At 71.6% G+C, this 22,996-nt stretch carries 19 protein-coding genes; 17 read left to right on the forward strand and 2 right to left on the reverse strand.

Features of this window, described 5'->3' with window-relative positions:
- Window positions 1–98: 98 nt before the first annotated feature.
- Window positions 99–608, forward strand: coding sequence for a septum formation initiator (locus tag HDA32_RS07255; protein ID WP_179642470.1), 510 nt, complete (start codon window positions 99–101; stop codon window positions 606–608).
- A 35-nt stretch (window positions 609–643) separates the two neighbouring features.
- Here HDA32_RS07255 and HDA32_RS07260 read toward each other — a convergent pair whose 3' ends face one another.
- Window positions 644–1,327, reverse strand: coding sequence for a DUF305 domain-containing protein (locus HDA32_RS07260; protein WP_179642471.1), 684 nt, complete (start codon window positions 1,325–1,327; stop codon window positions 644–646).
- 275 nt (window positions 1,328–1,602) lie between these two features.
- Here HDA32_RS07260 and HDA32_RS07265 point away from each other — a divergent pair, with 275 nt between their 5' ends.
- The 16 genes from HDA32_RS07265 (at window position 1,603) to proB (ending at window position 21,888) form a co-directional block, all read left to right on the forward strand.
- Window positions 1,603–3,054, forward strand: a complete 1,452-nt coding sequence (locus tag HDA32_RS07265) for an LVIVD repeat-containing protein (protein ID WP_179642472.1) — start codon at window positions 1,603–1,605, stop codon at window positions 3,052–3,054.
- 203 nt (window positions 3,055–3,257) lie between these two features.
- Window positions 3,258–4,553 (forward strand): bifunctional folylpolyglutamate synthase/dihydrofolate synthase, encoded by a 1,296-nt coding sequence (locus HDA32_RS07270; RefSeq protein WP_179646522.1) that lies wholly within the window; start codon window positions 3,258–3,260, stop codon window positions 4,551–4,553.
- Window positions 4,554–4,555: 2 nt separating this feature from the next.
- Entirely contained in the window at window positions 4,556–4,888 is a 333-nt protein-coding gene (locus HDA32_RS07275; protein WP_179642473.1) for a DUF4233 domain-containing protein, read from the forward strand.
- Between the two features lie 104 nt (window positions 4,889–4,992).
- The gene (gene ndk, locus HDA32_RS07280) at window positions 4,993–5,400 is read left to right on the forward strand and encodes a nucleoside-diphosphate kinase (protein WP_179642474.1); all 408 of its coding nucleotides are present in this window, start codon (window positions 4,993–4,995) and stop codon (window positions 5,398–5,400) included.
- Window positions 5,401–5,579: 179 nt separating this feature from the next.
- Complete coding sequence (locus HDA32_RS07285) at window positions 5,580–6,614, forward strand: rod shape-determining protein (RefSeq protein ID WP_179642475.1); 1,035 nt, start codon at window positions 5,580–5,582, stop codon at window positions 6,612–6,614.
- 55 nt (window positions 6,615–6,669) lie between these two features.
- Window positions 6,670–7,806, forward strand: coding sequence for a rod shape-determining protein MreC (gene mreC, locus HDA32_RS07290; RefSeq protein ID WP_179642476.1), 1,137 nt, complete (start codon window positions 6,670–6,672; stop codon window positions 7,804–7,806).
- Window positions 7,803–8,351: a rod shape-determining protein MreD gene (mreD, locus tag HDA32_RS07295; protein WP_179642477.1), complete on the forward strand. Its 549-nt coding sequence runs from the start codon at window positions 7,803–7,805 to the stop codon at window positions 8,349–8,351. The genes mreC and mreD overlap by 4 nt, the downstream gene beginning before the upstream one ends.
- Window positions 8,348–10,576 carry a penicillin-binding protein 2 gene (mrdA, locus tag HDA32_RS07300; RefSeq protein WP_179642478.1) on the forward strand — a complete coding sequence of 743 codons (2,229 nt, stop codon included), beginning with the start codon at window positions 8,348–8,350 and terminating at the stop codon, window positions 10,574–10,576. The genes mreD and mrdA overlap by 4 nt, the downstream gene beginning before the upstream one ends.
- Before the next feature lie 119 nt (window positions 10,577–10,695).
- Window positions 10,696–11,808 (forward strand): rod shape-determining protein RodA, encoded by a 1,113-nt coding sequence (gene rodA, locus HDA32_RS07305; RefSeq protein ID WP_246334758.1) that lies wholly within the window; start codon window positions 10,696–10,698, stop codon window positions 11,806–11,808.
- A gap of 79 nt (window positions 11,809–11,887) precedes the next feature.
- Window positions 11,888–13,822 carry a TIGR03960 family B12-binding radical SAM protein gene (locus HDA32_RS07310; protein WP_179642480.1) on the forward strand — a complete coding sequence of 645 codons (1,935 nt, stop codon included), beginning with the start codon at window positions 11,888–11,890 and terminating at the stop codon, window positions 13,820–13,822.
- Between the two features lie 595 nt (window positions 13,823–14,417).
- Window positions 14,418–15,200 carry a TIGR03936 family radical SAM-associated protein gene (locus HDA32_RS07315; protein WP_246334260.1) on the forward strand — a complete coding sequence of 261 codons (783 nt, stop codon included), beginning with the start codon at window positions 14,418–14,420 and terminating at the stop codon, window positions 15,198–15,200.
- Between the two features lie 160 nt (window positions 15,201–15,360).
- On the forward strand, window positions 15,361–18,216 hold the full coding sequence (locus tag HDA32_RS07320; protein ID WP_179642482.1) for an Rne/Rng family ribonuclease: 2,856 nt from the start codon (window positions 15,361–15,363) through the stop codon (window positions 18,214–18,216).
- Between the two features lie 230 nt (window positions 18,217–18,446).
- A complete protein-coding gene (rplU, locus tag HDA32_RS07325) occupies window positions 18,447–18,758 on the forward strand; it encodes a 50S ribosomal protein L21 (protein ID WP_179642483.1) in 312 nt (103 codons plus the stop codon).
- A 15-nt stretch (window positions 18,759–18,773) separates the two neighbouring features.
- Entirely contained in the window at window positions 18,774–19,046 is a 273-nt protein-coding gene (gene rpmA, locus HDA32_RS07330; RefSeq protein WP_179642484.1) for a 50S ribosomal protein L27, read from the forward strand.
- 197 nt (window positions 19,047–19,243) lie between these two features.
- The gene (gene obgE / locus HDA32_RS07335) at window positions 19,244–20,608 is read left to right on the forward strand and encodes a GTPase ObgE (protein WP_179642485.1); all 1,365 of its coding nucleotides are present in this window, start codon (window positions 19,244–19,246) and stop codon (window positions 20,606–20,608) included.
- Window positions 20,609–20,754: 146 nt separating this feature from the next.
- Entirely contained in the window at window positions 20,755–21,888 is a 1,134-nt protein-coding gene (gene proB, locus HDA32_RS07340; protein ID WP_179642486.1) for a glutamate 5-kinase, read from the forward strand.
- A gap of 132 nt (window positions 21,889–22,020) precedes the next feature.
- Here proB and HDA32_RS07345 read toward each other — a convergent pair whose 3' ends face one another.
- A complete protein-coding gene (locus HDA32_RS07345; protein ID WP_512700859.1) occupies window positions 22,021–22,881 on the reverse strand; it encodes a type IV toxin-antitoxin system AbiEi family antitoxin in 861 nt (286 codons plus the stop codon).
- Window positions 22,882–22,996 lie beyond the last annotated feature (115 nt).

The raw sequence follows: 22,996 nt of genomic DNA on the forward strand, positions 1-22,996 counted from the left end.
GAACGGTAGCCAACCGCCTGGTCGCGCATCGTCGGCGAGACGTCCGGATAGCTCTCCGTTAAGGTTCTCTTAGGGTTCGGCTCGGCAGAGTGGGGGCCATGAAACGCCAGTCCCTCCTCGCCGTCGGCGGCTGGCTGGTGGCGGCCGTCGTCGCCGTCGCCGTCGGCGTGACAGCGGTCAACCTGCTCGGCACCGGCATCACCTCCGAGCCGGTCGAGCCGATGTCCCAGGCCAGTGTGGAGCGGCAGTTGGCCGACGCGGGGCCCTCCGCCTCGCCGTCGTCGGCCGGGCCGCCCCCCGAACCGAGCCCGAGCGGATCGACGCCCGCCCCGCCCGAGGGCGCGCAGACCAATCCGGACGCGCCGGCCGACGGCAGGTCCGAGGTCTTCGAGAGCGCCGGGGGCACGGTCGCGGCCACCTGCGCCGACGGCAGCGCCGTCCTGGACTGGTGGACACCGGCCCAGGGCTACACCGTCGACGACGCCGAGGTCGGTCCAGGCTCCGAGGTCTCGGTGGAGTTCGAGGGCGGTGACGACGACGTGGAGGTGATCCTCGCCTGCGGCGGGGACGGGCCGCGGCTGCTGGGCGACGACGGTGACGACGACTGAAGCCCCCGGGGCCGGGCCCGGCCCCGGTCGGTCGGTCAGTCCTCGCCGAGGACCTCCCGCATCCGGCCGATCTCGACGCTCTGCTCGGCGATGACGTCGTTGGCCATCTCCAGCACCACCTGGTGCCGGCCGTCCAGGAGCTCCTCCTCGGCCATGGTGACGGCCCCCTGGTGGTGGGTCACCATGAGTTCGACGAACAGCTCGTCGAACTCCTCGCCCTCGGCGGCCTCCAGGTCGGCCATCTGCGCGTCGCTGGCCATGCCCGGCATGTCGGAGTGGTCGACCTCGACGCAGTCGCCGCCGTGGTCGTGCCCCTCGCCCCCGTCGAGCCCGCAGTAGTTGCGGTGCGCCGAGTTCTCCCTGGCCGGGCCGTAGACGTTGGCCTCCAGCCACTCCTCCATGACCTCGATCTCGGGGTCCTGGGCCGCGGCGATGCGGTCGGCGATCTTGCCGATCTCCTCGCGCTCGGCGCGGTCCGGGACCAGATCGGTCATCTCCAGGGCCTGCTCGTGGTGCGCGACCATCCTGCTCACATACTCGAAGTCGGCCTCGTTGTGCGTGAGGGACTCCTCGACCGCGGCCAACTGCTCGTCGGTGGCGGGGGAGGCGGACTCGCCGGGCGCTCCCGGGGCCAGGACCGGGATGTCGTCGCCGGCCTGCTCCTGCTCGCCGCCGCCGCACGCGGTGGCTCCCAGGGCGAGAAGGGCCGCACCGGCCATCGCAACAAGCCCACGCCGCACACGCGCCCCTTTCCCGATGTCACCGCCTCGCTGCGGTCACTTCCTTTTCGACTCTGGGGCGGAGAGCGCCGAATTGTCCAGTGTGACATAGAACACACTCTGATTACGGAGAGTGATAGTACCTTTCCGACCTGCGCAAACCTCTGGTCAGAAACTTCTCTCCAGCTCAGTGCGGTTCTCGCCCTCTATGCACACGTAGGACCTTCTCTGTATGTTTTCGCTAATTTTCGGCGTGTAGTGGAGAGGAGCCAAGCATGCCGGCATCCCCCAGACCGTCCACAAGACGGTCGCTGCGATCGCGCGTGAGTCGCGTCGGCGTGGCTGTCCTGGGATCGATAGCCCTCGCCTGCACCACGGCCCTGGTACCCGGGGCCGCCGCCGCGGACACCGTTCCCGGCGTGGACGAGGTCGTCACGAGCGACAACCTGGTCCATCTCGCCAACGTGCCCAAGCAGGGCGCCTTCGCCTCCACCGGGGCGTTCAACAGCGACCTCGCCTTCACCGGCGACTACGCCATCGGCGGCAACTACAACGGGTTCACGATCTACGACATCTCCGACCCCGCGGAGCCGCAGATCGTCAGCCAGGTGCTGTGCCAGGGCGGCCAGGGCGACGTCTCGGTCAGCGGCGACCTGGTCTACTTCGCCGTCGACTACCCGAGGGCCGACGAGGACTGCGGCAGCCCGGCCGTCAGCGCCTCCGACCCCGACGCGTTCGAGGGCGTGCGGATCTTCGACATCTCCGACAAGGCCGACCCGCAGTACGTCTCGGCCGTGCGCACCGACTGCGGTTCCCACACCCAGACGCTGGTGCCGGGCGACGACGGGACCGACTACATCTACGTCTCGTCCTACTCGCCGTCGTCGAGCTTCCCGAACTGCCAGCCGCCGCACGACAAGATCTCGATCATCGAGGTCCCCAAGGACGATCCGGCCTCGGCCGCCATCGCCGGCGAGCCGGTGCTCTTCCCCGACGGCGGCAACCACGACCAGCCCGGCCTGCTGCTGCCGACCCAGGGCTGCCACGACATCACCGTCTACCCCGAGCGCGACATCGCCGCGGGGGCCTGCATGGGCGACGGCGTCCTGATGGACATCAGCGACCCGCTGCAGCCCGAGGTGATCGAGCGCGTCCAGGACGACAACTTCGCGTTCTGGCACTCGGCCACCTTCACCAACGACGGCAAGAACGTCCTCTTCACCGACGAGCTGGGCGGCGGCGGCGCGGCCACCTGCAACGAGGAGGTCGGCCCCCAGCGCGGCGCCGACGCGATCTTCGACGTCAAGGGCAAGGTCGGCACCGGCAACGAGCCCGAGCTGGACTTCGCCAGCTACTTCAAACTCCCGCGGCACCAGGCCGACACCGAGAACTGCGTCGCCCACAACGGCTCGCTGATCCCGGTTCCCGGCAAGGACTACTTCGTGCAGTCCTGGTACCAGGGCGGGGTGTCGGTCATCGACCTCAACAACCCCAGGCGTCCCAAGGAGATCGCCTACTTCGAGCGCGGCCCGCTCTCCGACACCAGCATGGTGACGGGCGGCTCGTGGTCGGCCTACTACTACAACGGCCACATCTACTCCTCCGACATCCAGAAGGGCCTGGACGTCCTGCAGGTCAACGACCGCCGCCTCAGGGGCGCCGAGAACGTGACCTACGAGGAGTTCAACCCGCAGAGCCAGCCGCGCTACAAGCCCGGCAGGCGGTAGTCTCCGACGCGGTCCGGTGGCCCGCCGCCCCTTCGAGGGGCGGCGGGCCACCGCCGTCTCCCGGCCCCGCGGGTGCCGGGGGCGCACGCCGCCTCCGGGCCGGCGCGACGACGACCTAGACTCGGGAGTGCACCCGAACCGACCCTGACCTTCGGAAGAACGTGACCTCGAGCTCCGACTACCGCGCCGTCGAGGCGGCCATCATGGCCCGCGCCGGCGAATCCCTCATCGATCCCACGCTGGACCGCATCAGCGCGCTCATGGACCTGCTGGGCGAACCCCAGCGCAGCTACCGCGCCATCCACCTGACCGGCACCAACGGCAAGACCTCGACCGCACGCATGATCGACGCGCTGCTGCGCGAGCGGCACCTGCGGGTCGGGCGCTACACCAGTCCGCACCTGAAGAGCATGCGCGAGCGGATCGTCATCGACGGCGAACCGATCTCCGAGGAGCGGTTCGTCGAGACCTACGTCGACATCCTGCCCTACGTGGAGATGGTCGACGCCGACAGCGACGTGCCGATGTCGTTCTTCGAGGTCCTCACCGCCATGGCCTACGCGGCGTTCGCCGACGCGCCCGTCGACGTGGCCGTGATCGAGGTCGGCATGGGCGGGCGCTGGGACGCCACCAACGTCGTCGACGCCGACGTCGCGGTGGTCACGCCCATCGGCATCGACCACACCCAGTTCCTCCCCGACACGGTCGAGGGCATCGCGGAGGAGAAGAGCGGGATCATCAAACCCGGTTCCATCGCGGTCCTGGCCCAGCAGCCGCTGGCCGCGGCCGAGGTCCTGATGCGCCGCGTCTCCGAGATCGGGGCCAGGGTCGCCCGCGAGGGGCTGGAGTTCGGCGTGGTGCACCGCGACATCGCCGTCGGTGGGCAGCAGGTCGCGCTCAAGGGGCTGCGCGGCGGCTACGACGGCGTCTTCCTGCCGCTGTTCGGGGCGCACCAGGCCGGCAATGCCGCGGTCGCGGTCGCCGCCGTGGAGGCCTTCGCCGCGCCCGGCGAGGGCGACGACCAGCTCGACCCCGCTCTGGTGGGCACCGCGCTGGGCGGCGTCGCCTCGCCCGGCCGCATGGAGGTCGTCCGGCGCAGCCCCACGGTCCTGGTGGACGCCGCGCACAATCCGGCCGGCATGGCCGCCGCCGCCGCGACCGTGGAGGAGGCGTTCACCTTCAGCCGGCTCGTCGGCGTCGTCGCGATCATGGCCGACAAGGACGTGGCCGGCATCCTGGAGCCGCTGGAGCCGCTGCTCGCCGAAGTCGTGGTGACCCGCAACTCCTCGCAGCGCAGCATGGGCCCCGAGGAGCTGAAGGAGGTCGCCGAGGAGGTCTTCGGCCCCGACCGGGTGCACCTGGCGCCGCGCCTGGACGACGCCATCGATCAGGCCGTCACGCTGGCCGAGGAGAGCGGCGAGTTCGGCGGCGCGGGCGTGCTCATCACCGGCTCCGTCGTCACCGCCGGCGACGCCGCGCATCTCATGAAGGGGGAGTGAGGGTGCGCACCATCTGCGCCGTCGTCCTGGCGTTCGAGGTGATCGCCATCGGCCTGGCCGTTCCCGTCGCGATCCAGCTCGGCGGGCACTCCCCGGCGCTGGCCGGCGGCGTGTGGGGCGGGCTCGCCGCCGCGGCGCTGGTGCTGGCCTGCCTGCAGCGGTTCCGCTGGGCGTTCTACGCCGGCTGGGCGCTGCAGGCCGCGCTGCTGGCCAGCTCCGTCCTGGTCCCCGGCATGGTCGTGATCGGGGTCGTCTTCGCCGGGCTGTGGGTCGCCGGGGTCCTCCTGGGGCGGCGCACCGACGCGATGAAAGCCGCCGCGGGCGATCGGGCCTAACCGGTAGGGTTGCGCTCGGCCGGAGGTGCTGCGTTCCCAGGGATGGCCGCGCTGAAACCACCGGATCCACCGATCACCGTCTAGTCGCCGAGGAGGCAACAACCGTGGAGCGCACCCTTGTCCTGATCAAGCCCGATGGCGTGCGGCGCAACATCATCGGCGAGGTCATCTCCCGCATCGAGCGCAAGGGCATGAAGATCGTCGCGCTGGACATGCGCACGCTCGACGCCGGCACCGCCAAGACCCACTACGAGGAGCACGCCTCCAGGCCGTTCTTCGAGTCCCTGGTCGAGTTCATCACCGGCGGCCCGCTCGTGGCGATGGTCGTGGAGGGCGAGCGCTCGGTCGAGGCGTTCCGCGCCCTGGCCGGAGCCACCGACCCGGTCGCGGCCGCGCCCGGCACCGTCCGCGGCGACTTCGCCATGGAGGTGCAGCAGAACATCGTGCACGGCTCGGACTCGACCTACTCCGCCGAGCGCGAGATCAAGCTGTTCTTCCCCGACCTGGCCTGACCTGAGTTTCGCGGCCTCTCCTTCACGTCCTCGGCGGCCGCGGCCAACCGGTGTGTTTGCGTAGCGGCTCGGATGCGCAGCGTTACGATACGAGTAGCTCGATCCGGGTCCGTGCGGATCGACGTCGTATTGACCGCCCCGGGCAAGCCGCACCCGATTGGTGCCGCTGAGGACGTTTAATGACCAATAACCTTGCTTTTCTCGGCCGCGACATGGCGGTCGACCTCGGGACCGCGAACACCTTGGTCTACGTGCGAGGCCGGGGAATCGTCCTCAACGAGCCCTCGGTCGTCGCCCTGAACACCTCGACCGGCAAAATCGTCGCGGTGGGCATCGACGCCAAGCAGATGATCGGTCGCACGCCCAGCAACATCACCGCGGTACGGCCGCTGAAGGACGGCGTCATCGCCGACTTCGACATCACCGAGCGCATGCTGCGCTACTTCATCCAGAAGATCCACCGCCGCCGCCACTTCGCCAAGCCGCGCCTCGTCGTCGCGGTCCCCAGCGGCATCACCTCCGTCGAGCACCGCGCGGTCAAGGAGGCCGGCTACCAGGCCGGAGCCCGGCGCGTCTACATCATCGAAGAGCCCATGGCCGCCGCCATCGGCGCCGGCCTGCCGGTGCACGAGCCCACCGGCAACATGGTCGTCGACATCGGCGGGGGGACCACCGAGGTCGCCGTCATCTCCATGGGCGGCATCGTCACCTCCCAGTCCATCAGGGTCGGCGGCGACGAGCTCGACCAGGCCATCATGACCTTCGTCAAGAAGGAGTACTCCCTGATGGTCGGGGAGCGCACCGCCGAGGAGCTCAAGGTCGCCATCGGCTCGGCCTACCCGGCCGGCCCCGAGGAGCTGCACGCCGAGGTGCGGGGGCGCGACCTGGTCAGCGGGCTGCCCAAGACGGTGGTCATGTCCGCCGCCGACGTCCGCCACGCCATCGAGGAACCGGTCGCCCTGATCATCGACGCCGTCCGCACCACGCTGGACAAGTGCCCGCCCGAGCTGTCGGGCGACGTCATGGACCGCGGCATCGCCGTCACCGGCGGCGGCGCGCTGCTGAACGGATTGGACGAGCGGCTGCGGCACGAGACCGGGATGCCGATCCACCTCGCCGAGAACGCGCTGGACTCCGTCGCCATCGGCTCGGGCACCTGCGTGGAGAACTACGAGCGCCTCAACCAGGTGCTGGTTCCGGAACGGCGGCGCTGACGATGCCGGCGCCCGCCGCCACCGCACCGCCGCCCACGACGACAGGGGGCCCGTGATGCTGCGCGAGAACACCCGGTCCCGGTTCATCCTCGGTCTGCTGCTGCTGGTGTCGGCGGTCCTGATCGTCCTGGACTCGCGCTCCGACGGCAACCCGGTCATCGGCACCGCGCGCACCGCGGGCCAGATGGCCTTCGCCCCGATCTCGACGGCGGTCTCCACCCTGACCGCCCCGATCACCGACGCCTACCGGGCGCTGGCGGCCGCGCCCGGCGCGAGCGAGCGGATCGAGGAGCTCCAGGCGCGCAACACCGAACTGACCAGGGAGCTCGCCGCCCGCGACCGCGAACGGGAGCGCTCCGACGACCTGGCCGACCTGCTGCGCCTGGCCTCCCTGGGCGACTACGAGATCGTGCCGGCCCAGGCCGTCACCCGGCTGACCGTCCAGGGCTACGCCGACACCGTCACCCTCGACGTCGGCCGCCGCGACGGCGTGGACACCGAGATGACGGTGCTCAACGGCGACGGCCTGGTCGGCCGGGTCACCGAGGCCGGCGAGACCACCTCGACCGTCCGGCTGGTCACCGACGGCTCCTCTTCTGTGGGCGCGCGGCTGGCCGGCTCCAAGGAGATCGGCGTGGTCAGCGGCGGCGCGCAGGCGGTCGGCACGTCCGCACCGATGCGCTTCGAACTGCTGGACGCGACCGCGACGGTCGAGAAGGGCGAGCAGATCCTCTCGCTCGGCTCGCACGACAACGCCCCGTACGTCCCCGGCGTGCCCATCGGCGCGGTGAGCGAGGTCCATGACACCCCCGGCGCGCTGAGCCGCACCGCCGACGTGGAACCGGTCGTCGACTTCAGCCGCCTCGATGTGGTCGGCGTGGTCGTGGCCGCGCCGGAGAGCGATCCGCGCGACTCCGTGCCGCCGTCGGTGCCCGGCCCCGACGACCGGGCGGAGGACGCAGCCCGGGACGGGGCGGACCAGGAGGCCGCCGCCGACCAGGAAGCCGACCGGGAGGCCGACCAGGGGACCGGGCAGGAGCCGGAGCAGGGGACCGGCGGGGAGGGGACCGGTGCGGCCGACGAGCCGGGCACCGGAGTCGACACCGATGAGCCCCCCGGAGGCACCGGAGACGGTTCCGGTGCGGGCGACACCGGCCCGCTGGGCCGGGAGAACGAGGAGGAGCCGTCATGACCCGCGGATTGGTGGCGGCACTGCTGGCCGCGGTCGCCGTGATCCTGCAGACGGCCGTGGTCAACCGGCTGTCGCTGCCCTGGGGCGTCGCACCGGACCTGGTGCTGCTCGCCGTCACGGCGCTGGCCCTGCGCACCGGGCCGGCCACCGGTGCCGTGGCGGGGTTCGCCTCGGGCCTGGCCGTGGACGCCCTGCCGCCCGCCGACCACGAGATCGGCCGCTACGCGATGCTCCTGTGCCTGGCCGGCTACCTGGTCGGCTCCCTGCGCGAGCCGATGGCGCACTCCGGGCTGTGGCCCTTCGGCATCGTCGCGCTGAGCACGGTCGGCGTCTCCCTGGGCTACGCCTTCATCGGCGCCGTGCTCGGCGACCCGCGGGTGACCGTGCCGGCCGTGCTCGGCACCACGCCGCTGGTGCTGCTCATGACCATGGTGGTGAGCCCGTTCGTGCTGTACCCGGTGTTCTGGGTGATGCGCGGCCTGGCCGAGAACGAGTTCGCCGCGATCGGAGAGGCCCCCTGGTCGAACGGGGGGAGGACGCGATGAGCATCCGGAAGAGGATCAGCGGCGCCGGCGGCGCCAAACGCGGCAGAAGGCGCAAGGGCGCCCCCGGCGGCCCGACCGGTTCCCGGCCCGGCCACCGGGGGCGCGGCGCCCTGCTCACCGCGCAGGTGCTGGTGATCGCCCTGATGGCCGTGCTCGCGGGGCGGCTGTGGTACCTGCAGGTGCCGATGGGCGAGCACTACAAGCAGCGCGCGGCCGCCAACCACGCCCAGAACCTCATCGTGCCGGCCACGCGCGGCCAGATCCTGGACGCGGTCGGGCGCCCGCTCGTGCGCAACCACACCGAACTCGTGGTCTCGGCCGATTACCACGCACTGCTCGCCCAGGAGGACGAGGGCGAGGCGGTGCTGCACCGGGTCGCCGAGGTGCTCGGGACCCCGTTCGAGGAGCTGAGCCGGCGCACCCGGCTGTGCGGCCCGGAGGTGAGCCGCCCCTGCTGGCCGGGCTCGCCCTACCAGCCCATCACCCTGGCCGAGGACGTCGCCCCCAAGGTCGCCCTGCAGATCATGGAGCAGCAGGAGGACTTCCCCGGGATCTCCGCCCAGCAGCACGCCGTCCGCGAATACCCCGGCGGCGAGGACGCGGCCCAGCTCCTCGGCTACCTGCAGCCGGTGACCGAGGATGAACTCGCCGAGCGTGAGGAGCTGCGCGCCCAGTTCAGCGGCGTGGACCGGGTCGGCCGCGACGGCCTGGAGGCCGTCTACGACGCCCGCCTGCGCGGCGACCCGGGGGTGCGCACGCTGGCCGTGGACAACATGGGCAACGTCAGGGGGCTGATCTCCGAGACCCCGCCCGAGCCGGGGCAGCATCTGGTGACCAGTATCGACGCCGAGGTGCAGGGCATCGTGGAAGAGGCGCTGAGGCGGGGCGTGGAGCGGTCGAAGAAGTCCGGGTACCCGGCCGACTCGGCCGCGAGCGTGGTCCTGGACGTGCGGACCGGCCATGTCATCGCGATGGCCAGCATGCCCGATTACGATCCCGCCGTCTGGAACGGCGGGATCGACCAGGAGACCTACGAGGGGCTGCTGGCTGAGGGCGCGGGCCAGCCGCTGATCTCGCGGGCCGTGCAGGGGCAGTTCCCGCCGGCCTCGACCTTCAAGGCGTCCTCGCTGTCGGCCGCGGTGGAGAACGGCTCCCCGCTCGACGCCGACTACAACTGCCCGAGCTCGGTCACCGTGGGCGACCGCGCGTTCCGCAACTACGAGAGCAGCGCCCACGGCAGCATCAGTCTGCACAAGGCCATCGTGGTCTCGTGCAACACCGTCTTCTACCAGCTCGCCTACGACATGTGGAAGGAGGACGGCGGAATGGACCCGGTGGCCCACCCCGAGGACGCGATGGCGGAGATGGCCAAGGGGTACGGGTTCGGCTCGCCCACCGGCATCGACCTGCCGCACGAGGCGGCCGGGCGCATCCCCGACCGGGAGTGGAAGCAGCAGTACTGGGAGGACACCCGCGAGAACAGCTGCCGCCGGGCCGAGACGGGTTACCCCGAGGTCGCCGAGGAGGATCCGGCTCACGCCGACTACCTGCACACCGTCGCCGAGGAGCACTGCGCCGACGGCTACGTGTGGCGGGCCGGCGACGCGGCGAACTTCGCCATCGGCCAGGGCGACGTGCTGGTCACCCCGCTGCAGCTCGCCCGAGCCTACGCCGCCATCGCCAACGGCGGGACGCTGCACGAGCCGCGGATCGGCAAGGCCTTCGTCTCGGCCGACGGCAAGCAGGCCGAGCGGATCCCGCCGGGCGGGACCGAGCGGCTGCCGGTCAGCGACACGACGCTGGAGTACCTGCAGGACGCGCTGACCCAGGTGCCCAAGGAGGGCACCGCCGCCGGGGCCTTCAACGGGTTCCCGCAGGACAAGGTGTCCATCGCGGGCAAGACGGGCTCGGCGACCATCGTCGGCAAGCGGGAGTCGGCCTGGTTCGCCTCCTACGCCCCGGCCGACGACCCGCAGTTCGCCGTCGTCGTCTTCATCTCCCAGGGCGGTACCGGCGGCGTCGCCTCGGCCCCGGTGGCCAGGGAGATCTACGAGGGCATCTACGGCTTCGCCCCGACGCCGCAGGCCGGGCCGGCGGGCGAGGGCGGAGAGGAGGAGCAGGCCGGGGAGCGCGAACCGGCCCTGCCCGGCGGCGCGCCGCCGGAGAAGCTGCCGCAGGTCCGGCCCGACGGCACGGTCGCCCCGCCCGACGGCTACCGCAAGTAGCGGATCGCGCAGCAGTCACCGTCCACCGTCGTCCCAACCGGAGATGGCCCACCATGTCGCTCCACCAGAGTCCGTTCCTTCCGCAGAGGTCGTGGCACAACCGAGCGGGGCGGCTGGTCATGGACCGCCTCCCGCGCCGGATCGATTGGGCGCTGCTGGCCGCGGTCGCCGCGCTGTCGCTCCTGGGGGCCCTGCTGGTGTGGGCGTCCACCGCGGGCGACACCCATCCGAGCGAGGCCCTGGGCTACCTGCAGCGCCACCTGCTGCACCTGTGCATCGGGGCGGTGCTGTGCCTGGTCGTGGCCTGCCTGGACCACCGGACGTCGCACGCCTACGCGCCCGTCGTCTTCGTCGCCGCCGTGATCGGCCTGGTCCTGGTGCTCACACCGCTCGGTGCGGTCATCAACGGCTCCCGGTCCTGGATCGTCATCGGCGCGTTCCAGGCCCAGCCCGGCGAGATCGCCAAGATCGCGCTCGTCCTGGGCGTGGCGGCGCTGCTGGGCGAGCATCGGGACGGCGAGCACGTGCCCACCACGTGGGACGTGCTGTTCAGCCTGGTCGCGCTGGCGGTCCCGCTGGGGCTGATCCTCGCCCAGCCGGACCTGGGCACCGCCATGGTGCTCGGCTCCCTCTACCTGGGCATGCTGGCGCTGTCGGGCGCCTCCGTCGGCTGGACCATCGGGCTGATCTCCTGCGGCGTGCTCAGCGCGCTGGCCGTGTGGTGGTCCGGGCTGCTCAAGGACTACCAGATCGCGCGCTTCACGGCGTTCGTCGATCCGATGGCCGACCCGCGGGGCGCCGGCTACAACGCCAATCAGGCCATCATCTCGGTCGGCTCCGGCGGGTTCAACGGCACCGGGCTGTTCGAGGGGGAGCAGACCAGCGGCAGGTTCGTGCCCGAGCAGCACACCGACTTCATCTTCACCGTCGCGGGGGAGGAGCTCGGGTTCATCGGCGGCGGCACCATCATCGCGCTGATCGGCGTGATCGTGTGGCGGATCCTGCGGGTGGCCGCCGAATGCGACCAGCCCTACGGCCGCCTGGTCTGCGCGGGCGTCGCGGCGTGGCTGACCTTCCAGTCCTTCATCAACATCGGCATGACGGTGGGGATCATGCCCATCACCGGGCTGCCGCTGCCCCTGGTCTCCTACGGGGGCACGGCCACCATCGCCCACTTCATCGCGATCGGGCTGGTGCTGAGCATCCACGGCCGCGCCCGCGGGTTCGACTGAAGGACCCGGCAGCCGGCGCCAGCGATTAGCCTGGAGGGATCCGTGAGTGGACCCAGGCACCTTCGAAAGGCCCGTCGCCATGCCCATCGAATCCGTCTTTCCGCGTCTGGAGGCGCTCCTGCCCAGCGTGCAGAAGCCGATTCAGTACGTGGGCGGGGAACTCAACTCCGTCGTCAAGGACTGGGACGAGACCGAGGTCCGCTGGGCCCTGATGTATCCGGACGCCTACGAGGTGGGCGTGCCCAACCAGGGCATCCAGATCCTTTACGAGGTCCTCAACGAGCGCGAGGGCGTGCTCGCCGAGCGCAGCTACGCCGTCTGGGCCGACCTGGAGAAGCTCATGCGCGAGCACGGGGTCCCCCAGTTCACCGTCGACGCCCACCGGCCGGTCGGCGCCTTCGACGTGTTCGGCATCAGCTTCGCCAGCGAGATGGGCTACACCAACATGCTCACCGCGCTGGACCTGGCCGGCATCCCGATCCGCGCGGCCGACCGGGGCGAGGACCACCCGATCGTGCTGGCCGGCGGGCATTCGGCGTTCAACCCCGAGCCGATCGCCGACTTCCTCGACGCCGTCGTGCTCGGCGACGGCGAGGAGATCGCGCTGGCCGTCACCGAGGTCGTCCGCGAGTGGAAGCGCGAGGGGCGCCCCGGCGGGCGCGAGGGGCTGCTGCTGCGCCTGGCCGCCGGCGGCGGCGTGTACGTGCCCGGCTTCTACGACGTCGGCTACCTCTCCGACGGCCGGATCGAGAAGTACGCGCCCAACCGGCCGGGCGTGCCGTGGCAGGTGCAGAAGCACACCGTCATGGACCTCGACGACTGGCCCTACCCCAAGAACCCGATCGTGCCGCTGGCGGAGTCGGTACACGAGCGCTACAGCGTGGAGATCTTCCGCGGCTGCACCCGCGGCTGCCGGTTCTGCCAGGCCGGCATGATCACCCGCCCGGTGCGCGAGCGCAGCAAGGACGCCGTCGGACAGATGGTCGAGCAGGGGGTGAAGTCCTCCGGTTTCCAGGAGGTCGGCCTGCTGTCGCTGTCCAGCGCCGACCACAGTGAGATCGGCGACATCGCCAAGGGGCTGGCCGACCGCTACGAGGGCACCAACACCGGCCTGTCCCTGCCCTCGACCCGGGTCGACGCCTTCAACATCGACCTGGCCAACGAGCTCACCCGCAACGGGCGCCGCTCCGGCCTGACCTTCGCCCCCGAGGGCGGCAGCGAGCGGATGCGCCGGGTGATCAACAAGATGGTCACCGAGGCCGACCTCATCCGCACCGTCACCGCGGCCTACGCCGCCGGCTGGCGGCAGGTGAAGCTGTACTTCATGTGCGGCCTGCCCACCGAGACCGACGAGGACGTGCTCGCGATCGCCGACCTCGCCCGCGAGGTCATCAGGACCGGTCGCGAGGTCACCGGCCGCAAGGACATCCGCTGCACGGTCTCCATCGGCGGGTTCGTGCCCAAGCCGCAGACCCCGTTCCAGTGGGCCGGGCAGACCTCGCACGAGGTCGTCGACGCGCGGCTGCACAAGCTGAAGGAGACGCTGCGCGCCGACCGCCGGTACGGCAAGTCGGTGGGCCTGCGCTACCACGAGGGCCGCCCCTCCGTCATCGAGGGCCTGCTCTCGCGCGGCGACCGCCGCGTGGGCCGGGTCGTCGAGGCGGTGTGGCGCGACGGCGGCCGCTTCGACGGCTGGAGCGAGCACTTCTCCTACGAGCGCTGGGCGGCCTGCGCGGAGGCGGCGCTGGCCGACGAGCCCGTCGACGTCGACTGGTATACGGTGCGCGAGCGCGACGCCGACGAGGTGCTGCCCTGGGACCACCTCGACGCCGGCCTGGACCGCGACTGGCTGTGGCAGGACTGGCAGGACGCGCTGCACGGCGAGGAGTCGCTGGAGGTCGACGACTGCCGCTGGACTCCCTGCTACGACTGCGGCGTGTGCCCGAGCATGGGCACCGAGATCCAGGTCGGTCCGGCCGACAGGTCCAAGCTGCTGCCGCTCACCGTGGTGTGACCGCTCGGTCGGCGACACCGACGACGGCGGGCCCCGGCACCTTCCTTCGGTGCCGGGGCCCGCTTTCGTGCTCGTGTGTATGGCCCGGCGCCCCGCTCGCGCCGGGCCATACGTGTACTTAGACGATCAGCACCCGACGGAGGTTGGCAAAGATTTCCGGATTCCGCGAAAAATTTTGTGCTCTCCGGATCATCGCAGTTCAGCGTGGTGAGGGCGATCGGCGGTGACCAGCGGGTGAACTGTGGGCGACGCAACTCTTCCAGGGGCTTTTCAAGTCCGCCCGCGAGGGGAACAGCACATACGTGTGTGATCCGTCACTGATCGAGGTGTCATCCGCTCATCGGTTGACACCCTCCCGAGCCGCGCGAATCGGACGGTTCGCCCGGGCCGATGGCGCGAGGCTCCCGGAGCGCACCGTACGCTGAATAGGACGTGGATCTCCCAGGTGGGTGCGCGCCGGCCGACGGGGCGCACCCGGACACGGGAGTAATCGAGGAAAGGAGCAGCGCTGCCCCCCGCACCTGAGGGCACGACCTCGCCCTCCACCGGAAACCAGGGCCAACGGTTGCGCGTGCGCTATGCCAAGCGCGGCCGGATGCGGTTCGCGAGTCACCGCGACATCGCCCGCGCGCTCGAACGCGCGCTCCGCCGGGCCCGGGTTCCCGTCGCCTTCTCAGCGGGGTTCACGCCTCATCCCAAGATCTCCTACACGGGCGCCGCTCCCACGGGGGTGGCGAGTGAGGCGGAGTACTTCGAACTCACGCTGACCGAGCCCTGCGATCCCGAACAGGTGCGTGTTCGGCTCGACGACGCGATGCCCGCGGGCATCGACGTCGTCGGGGTCGTGGAGGCCGCGGCGGGCGGTCTGGCCGACCGCCTGGAGGCATCGGAGTGGCAGGTAGAACTGCCGGGCGTCGCCCCCGACGACGCCGCGGCCGCGGCGGCCGCGTTCCTCGCGGCCGGCGAGATCGAGGTGGAACGGCTCACCAAGAAGGGCCGCCGCCGCTTCGACACCCGCTCGCCCGTCCTCCGCCTGGATGTGGACGGGTGCGCCGCAACGGAGCAACACGAGACATATGCCATACTTCGGATGGTCGTCCGGCACACGACACCTGCCGTTCGACCGGACGACGTGGTGACCGGCCTTCGACAGGTGGCCGGCCTCGCGCCGCCGTCATCACCACTGATGACCCGGCTGGCGCAGGGGCCGCTTGACGAGGCCTCCGGCGTGCTCGCCGACCCGTTCGCCGCTGACATCGCGGCGGCCCAGAGTGCTGGGCGGGGACGGGCCGAGGACGGTGGCGGGGCGGAGGGGATCGCCCCGCTCGCGGAGGACGCACCACGGTCGTCGGCGCCCACGCGAAAGCGCGTCACATGAGTGACCTCGTTCGGGGAACGTGGGCGCGCCCTTCAGGACTTTGACCCGGTATCGCCGAGCGCGCTACCGGCGCCGACACAGCGACGACAGTCCTCGCGCGCAGCGGCCGCGGCGAACGCGCCGCCGCCGCGCCCGAGGACTCTGACGGGAGACCGCCCGGATGCTCGAAAACGAGCCCAGCAGCGGTGCCGAAGGCACCGCGGGACATACAACTGAACCGAACGAACCGGCGCCGACGGAATCGGCGGCGACCGATGCGTCCGCGCAGGCCGACACGGCCGCCCGGGAGAAGCGGGCCCGGCGCCGCAGCGCCGCGACCCGCCCCGCCGGGCCGCCGCCGGAGCCCGAGCCGGCTCCCGCAGCGCCGGTGACCGTACCCGCCACGACCGCGGCCGCGGACGCCGACGCCCCGGTCGAGTCAGTCCCGGCCGAGGCCGAGCCGGCGCGGGAGAGCAGGAGGAAGACCTCGCGCGCCACGCGCAGCGCCGGCGCGCCCAAGACCACGCGGACCCGCACCCGCAAGGCCAAGGCGGCCGACGAGGCGCCGGCCGCGGCCGATGACGCTGCGGCCGCCACCGGGTCCGAGCCCGCGGCCGCCGCCGAATCCGGGGACGCGGCCGAGCCCGGGGACGCGGCCGAGCAGCGGTCCGCGGCGGAGGAGCGTCCGACCGCCGAGTCCGCCCGGCCCGCCGAGGCGCCCGCCGGTCCCGCCGCGGTGTCCTTCCAACCGCCGATGGTGCTCTTCCAGCCGCCGGTGCCGAGCGAGCGCGCGGAGACGGCCCCCGTCCGCGCCGAGCCGGAGCAGGAGAGCGTCGACGAGGCCGAGGACGAGGAGACCGCACCGACGGCGGGCGAGGACGCCGAGGACGACCGCCCCTCGCGTCGCCGGCGGCGCCGCGGCGGCCGCGGCCGGGGCAAGTCGCGCGGCGGCGACGAAGGATTCGACGCGGAATCGGCCGGCGAGTCCAAGGAGCCCGCCGACGAGCGCTCGGGATCGACCGAGATCGAGCAGGTCGAGGCCGACTCCACCGATGACGACGCCGGGGAGGACGGCGGCTCCAGCCGCCGTCGCCGCCGCCGTCGCCGCAGGTCCGCCGGTGAGGGCGGCGAGGAGGCCCCCGGCCCCGACGACCCGCCGAACACGGTGGTGCGGGTGCGCGAGCCGCGCGCCGCGGCGCCCGCCCAGGACGAGGTGCAGGCCGTCAAGGGCTCAACCCGCCTGGAGGCCAAGAAGCAGCGCCGCCGCGAGGGCCGCGAGCAGGGCCGGCGCCGCGCGCCGATCATCACCGAGTCGGAATTCCTGGCCCGCCGCGAGTCGGTCAAGCGCGACCTGGTCGTCCGCCGCAACGGCGAGCGCACCCAGATCGCGGTGCTCGAGGACGACGTGCTGGTCGAGCACTACGTCGACCGCGCCTCCCACAAGTCCTACGTCGGCAACGTCTACCTGGGCCGGGTGCAGAACGTGCTGCCCTCGATGGAGGCGGCGTTCGTCGACATCGGCAAGGGGCGCAACGCCGTGCTCTACGCCGGCGAGGTCAACTGGGACGCCTCCGGCCTGGAGGGCCAGCCCAAGCGGATCGAGTCGGCGCTGAAGTCGGGCCAGTCGGTCCTGGTGCAGGTCACCAAGGATCCGCTGGGACACAAGGGCGCCCGGCTGACCAGCCAGATCAGCCTGCCCGGCCGCTACATGGTCTACGTGCCCGACGGCTCCATGACCGGCATCAGCCGCAAGCTCCCCGACAAGGAGCGCGCCCGGCTCAAGCAGATCCTGAAGAAGGTCATGCCCGACAACGCCGGCGTCATCGTGCGCACCGCGGCCGAGGGCGCCAGCGAGGAGGAGCTGGAGCGCGACATCTCGCGCCTGGCCGCCCAGTGGAACTCGATCAAGCGCAAGTCGAAGTCGGCGACCGCCCCTGCGCTGCTCAACAGCGAGCCCGACCTCACCGTGCGCGTGGTGCGCGACGTCTTCAACGAGGACTTCTCCAGCCTCGTGGTCTCCGGCGACGAGGCGTGGTCCACGGTCAAGGAGTACGTCGACTACGTCGCCCCGCACCTGGCCGAGCGCCTGTCGCACTGGTCGGGCGAGCGCGACGTCTTCGAGGCCTACCGGATCGACGAGCAGATCGCCAAGGCGCTGGAGCGCAAGGTGTGGTTGCCCAGCGGCGGCTCGCTGATCATCGACCGCACCGAGGCCATGACCGTGGTCGACGTCAACACCGGCAAGTTCACCGGCCAGGGCGGCAACCTCGAGGAGACGGTCACCAAGAACAACCTCGAGGCGGCCGAGGAGATCGTGCGCCAGCTCCGGCTGCGCGACATCGGCGGCATCATCGTCATCGACTTCATCGACATGGTGCTGGAGAGCAACCGCGACCTCGTGCTGCGGCGCATGCTGGAGTGCCTGTCCCGGGACCGCACCAAGCACCAGGTGGCCGAGGTCACCTCGCTGGGCCTGGTGCAGATGACCCGCAAGCGGGTCGGCCAGGGGCTGCTGGAGGCGTTCTCCGAGACCTGCGAGTGCTGCAACGGCCGGGGCCTGCACCTGTCGACCGAGCCGGTCGAGACCAAGTCGGGCGGCGGCAACGGCGGCAACGGCAACGGGCGCGGCAAGAAGAAGAACAAGGGCGGCTCGGAGAAGGCCGAGAAGCAGGAGAAGGCCGACAAGGCCGACAAGGCCGCCTCCTCCGCCGAGGGCTCCGGCGGTGACGCCGGGTCCGAGGAGGCCAAGCCCGCCGAGCAGCCGCCGGCCGAGCCCGAGGCGGCGCCGGCGGAGCCCGAGAAGAAGACCACCCGGAGGTCCTCGCGCCGGAAGAAGGAGGCCGCGGCCGCCGAACCCGCGGCCACCGGCGGCTCCGAGGCGGAGTCCGGTGCGCCAGAGGAGGCGGCCGGGTCCGCCGGCGCCGATGACGGCGCCGACGGGGCCGACAGCGGCGCCGAGCGACCGCGTCGGCGCCGGAGCCGGCGGAGCAAGTCCGCCGCGGCGGCCCCCGAATCGGCGGTGGCCGAGGCGGGGTGACCGGCCCGGGGGCGGGTCGGGGCGGTCCCACCCGGGACCGTCCGCGGACGTGCTCGCCCCCAACGGGCGGATGGTAATCTAAGGGTCGGTGCGTCGGCGCGCCCCAAACGTTCGCGCGCCCGAGACCGGCTCCTCGATTCCCACGCCCCCGTTGGGTGGGCGAGTGGTGTTGAGACTGCGGTCGATTTAGAGCGCATTTTTTCTGAAGCGAGCAGGAAGAGAGTTTCCCGGTGTACGCGATCGTGCGAGCGGGCGGCCGACAGGAGAAGGTCTCCGTCGATGACGTCTTGAACATCGACAAGGTGACCGACCAGATCGGTTCGACGGTGCAGTGGGAGCCGCTGCTGGTCGTCAACGACGGCAAGGTCATCAGCGATGCGGCCGAGCTCGGTGGCTACCAGGTCACCGCCGAGGTCCTGGGCGAGGCCAAGGGCCCCAAGATCAACATCCTCAAGTACAAGAACAAGACCGGTTACAAGAAGCGCCTGGGGCACCGCCAGAAGTACACCCAGGTCCGCATCACCGGCATCGCCTCGAAGTAGCAGGAGGAGCTCGAAATGGCACACAAGAAGGGCGCATCGTCCAGCCGTAACGGGCGCGACTCCAACGCCAAGCGGCTCGGCGTCAAGCGCTTCGGCGGCCAGGCCGTCAAGGCCGGCGAGATCCTCGTCCGCCAGCGCGGCACCCACTTCCACCCCGGCGACAACGTCGGCCGCGGTGGCGACGACACCCTGTTCGCGCTCGTCGCGGGCCAGGTGGAGTTCGGCACCCGGCGCGGCCGCAAGGCCGTGAACATCGTCCCGGCCCCTGCCCCGGTTCCCGCGGAATAGGGTCGGCACGCCGAAGCGTTGTGCACCCCGGATACGGGGCCGACACCGGGACCGGTGGTGGCGAGGGCCACGCGCTCCCCGCGCGAGCGGGAGCGTTTCCGGGTCGGCGCGGTGCAGCGCCAGTGGATTTTCGCAGCACGAGGGCGGGCCAGTAGCACTGGCCCGCCCTACGTGCGTTCAACCGGCAGGAGAGACACATGCCCGACTTCGTCGACGAAGCGGTCTTGCACATCAAGGCCGGTGACGGCGGGCACGGCTGTGCCTCCGTGCACCGGGAGAAGTTCAAACCGCTGGGCGGGCCCGACGGCGGCAACGGCGGCAGGGGCGGCGACGTCGTCCTGGAGGTCGACACCAACACCGCGACCCTGCTGGAGTACCAGCGTCGGCCGCACCGCAAGGCCGGCAACGGCACGCCGGGCCAGGGCGGCCACCGCTCCGGGGCCAACGGCGCGGAGCTGGTGCTCGCCGTGCCCGACGGCACGGTCGTGACGACCACGGCCGGCGAGGTCGTCGCCGACCTGGTGGGGCCGGGGACCCGGCTGGTCATCGCCCAGGGCGGCAACGGCGGCCTGGGCAACGCCGCGCTGGCCTCGCCCAGGCGCAAGGCCCCGGGGTTCGCCCTGAAGGGCGAGGCCGGCGAGGAGATCGACGTCCGCCTGGAGATCAAGACCATCGCCGACGTCGGCCTGGTGGGCTTCCCCAGCGCGGGCAAGTCCTCGCTGATCGCGGCGCTGTCCGCCGCGCGGCCCAAGATCGCCGACTACCCGTTCACCACGCTCATCCCCAACCTCGGCGTGGTGGAGGCCGGAGCCACCCAGTTCGTGGTCGCCGACGTCCCCGGACTGATCCCCGGCGCCAGCGAGGGCAAGGGGCTGGGCCTGGCCTTCCTGCGCCACGTCGAGCGCTGCTCGACGCTGGTGCACGTGCTGGACTGCGCCACCTACGAGCAGGGCCGCGACCCGATCTCCGACCTGGAGGTGATCGAGGCCGAGCTGGCCGCCTACGGCGAGCGGACCGAGGTCGACCTGTCGGACCGGCCGCGCATCGTCGTGCTCAACAAGATCGACGTGCCCGAGGCCCGCGAACTCGCCGAGTTCGTCCAGCCGATGCTGGAGGAGCGGGGGCTGAAGGTCATCCGGGTCTCGGCGGCCTCAAGGGAGGGCCTGCGCGAGCTGTCCTTCGCCATGGGCGAGCAGGTGGCCGCGGCGCGCGCCGCCCGGCCCCCGGCCGAACCCACCCGCCTGGTGCTTCGTCCGCGCGAGATCGGGGAGATCCCGTTCGAGGTGGTCCCGCTCGGCGACAACACCTTCCGGGTGCGCGGCGACAAACCGGCCCGCTGGGTGCGCCAGACCGACTTCTCCAACGACGAGGCCGTCGGCTACCTCGCCGACCGGCTGAACCGCCTCGGCATCGAGGACGCCCTGGCCAAGGCCGGTGCCGTCGAGGGCGCCGAGGTCTACATCGGCGACGAGGACGACTCCGTGGTCTTCGACTGGGACCCCACGGTCGACGTGGACCAGGCCCCGACCGGCCCGCGCGGCACCGACTCCCGGCTGGGCTGACGTCGCGCGGGGACCCCTGTTCCAGCCGTCTGACCGCTTGAGCGAACACGCAGATTGGAACGTGGGACGTGCACAGCGCACAGTCTGGGGGAGGATCGGGCTCCGCGGCCGCGGAGCCCGGGGCGGCGGCGGGCCGCAGGGCGGAGATGACGCGGGCGCGCCGCGTCGTCGTCAAGGTCGGGTCGTCGTCGCTGACCACGCACGACGGCCGCATCGACCGCGACAGGATTCGGGAGCTGACCGACGTGCTGGCGGCGCGGCGGGCGGCCGACGTGGAGATCGTGCTGGTCTCCTCCGGCGCGGTGGCCGCGGGGATGACGCCGCTGGGGCTGGTCACGCGGCCGCGTGACCTCGCCACGCAGCAGGCCGCGGCCAGCGTGGGCCAGGGCCTGCTGGTGGCGCATTACACCAGGGCGTTCGCCGATCACGGCCTCACGGCCGCGCAGGTCCTGCTCACGGTCGACGACATGATGCGGCGCGCGCACCACCGCAACGCCCAGCGGACGCTGACCCGGCTGCTCGACATCGGGGCGGTGCCGATCGTCAACGAGAACGACACCGTGGCCACGCACGAGATCCGGTTCGGCGACAACGACCGGCTGGCCGCGCTGGTCGCGCACCTGCTGCGGGCCGATGCGCTGCTGCTGCTCTCCGACGTCGACGCGCTCTACGACGGCGATCCCAGCCGTCCGGGCACGCGCAGGATCGCCGAGGTCCGGGAGCCGGAGGACCTCGAAGGCGTGGACATCGGCAGCGCGGGCCGGCGCGGGGTAGGCACCGGCGGCATGGTCACCAAGGTGGAATCGGCGCGGATCGCCACGGAGGCGGGCGTGCCCACCATCCTGACGTCGGCGGCCAACGCCGGGGCCGCGCTGGACGGCGAGCCGGTGGGGACGTTCTTCGCTCCGGCCCGGCGGCGCAGGCCCTCGACCCGGCAGTTGTGGCTGGCGCACGCCACGGCGGGGCGGGGCAGGGTGGTCCTGGACCCGGGCGCGGTGCGCGCCGTGCTGGGCGGGCGGGCGTCGCTGCTGCCCGCGGGCGTGATCAAGGTCGAAGGCGAGTTCTCGGCCGGCGATCCCGTGGACCTGTGCGACGAGGACGGCCGGACCGTGGCGCGCGGCCTGGTCAACTACGACGCGGCCGAGATCCCCAACCTGATGGGCCGCTCCACCCGCTGGCTGGCCCGCGAACTGGGCCCCGAGTACGAACGCGAGATCGTGCACCGCGACGGCCTGGTGCTGCTGTCGAGGACTCCCCGCCGCAGCGCACCGGCCCCCTGACGGTCCTGCCCCTGTGGGCGCAGTTCTCCGTCCACCACTGGTGACCTGGAAGGTTGTCGTCAGCGCGCCAGCGCTGGCGGCGCGAAAGGTCACGGGTAAAGACAGTCCTCGGACATGTGCCACCGGAAGCGGTCAGAGGAACAGTAGGCGACCCTGCTCACGAGCCTGTCGATGCTTCATGCAGATGTAGTTGATGCGGCGCTGGATCATCTTCAGCTCGCCTGTACGGGGCCGCCAACCCGAATCGAGCATTCGTCGCATGAGTTGACGGTAGAAGATCTCTGGATTGACCAGGATCGAGTCGCGGGTGACAACGAGAACGTTCCAGCCGGCGTCGCCGATGCGGCGCCGCCGTTCCTTATCGTGGCGGGCGGCGTCAAGGGAGTGGTGCTCACGGCCGTCGTACTCCACCGCCTGATGCAGCTCGGGATATCCCATGTCCAGTCGCACCTTCCCGCCTAACAGCGGGATCTGGCACTCGGGACGTGGGAATCCGGCGTCGATGATCAGGCAGCGGGTCTGGCTCTCGCCGGGTGATTCGGAGCGGGCGTCTGCCACGGCAAGGATCTGGCGTGCTCGGACGCTGTGAGGCGAGGCGGCCGCCGCCCGGCTGATCCTGTCGGCCGCCGCAGCGACCGCTCCGGCGCGCAGGAGCTGGTCGACCGCCGCCAGCGCCTGCGGCCGGGACATCCATCCGGCGCAGTCGGTCACGGTCCTCTCCAAGGAGGTGGCGGTCACTTCACTGACGGCCGCGGTGTGCTCGTCGGGAATGTTCAGTTCGCGGAACACCGCCCCGGGTATGCCTGGGCGCCAGACGCCAGACGCCGGACGGCACCGCGGCCTCCAGCGGCCAATGGGCCTCAGGTGCTCCCAGCGGCAGGACGTCGACGCCGTGCAGCACCGCTGCGGTACAGCCCACGAAGACGATGTTTGGTACGGCGGCACTGAGTTCTTGCGCTCGTGCCGACAGCTTCCGGCCGTAGTCACGGACATGGCGACGCGGGTCGACTCCGGAGATATGGGCTCCGTATGGGGGCAGGGGGTTCGTCATGCCTGAGTTTCGCCCGTGCGGTCGATGCGGTGCTGCGGCTGTCCACAGGAGCCAGCC

The organism is Spinactinospora alkalitolerans (genome assembly GCF_013408795.1).
Classification (GTDB): domain Bacteria; phylum Actinomycetota; class Actinomycetes; order Streptosporangiales; family Streptosporangiaceae; genus Spinactinospora; species Spinactinospora alkalitolerans.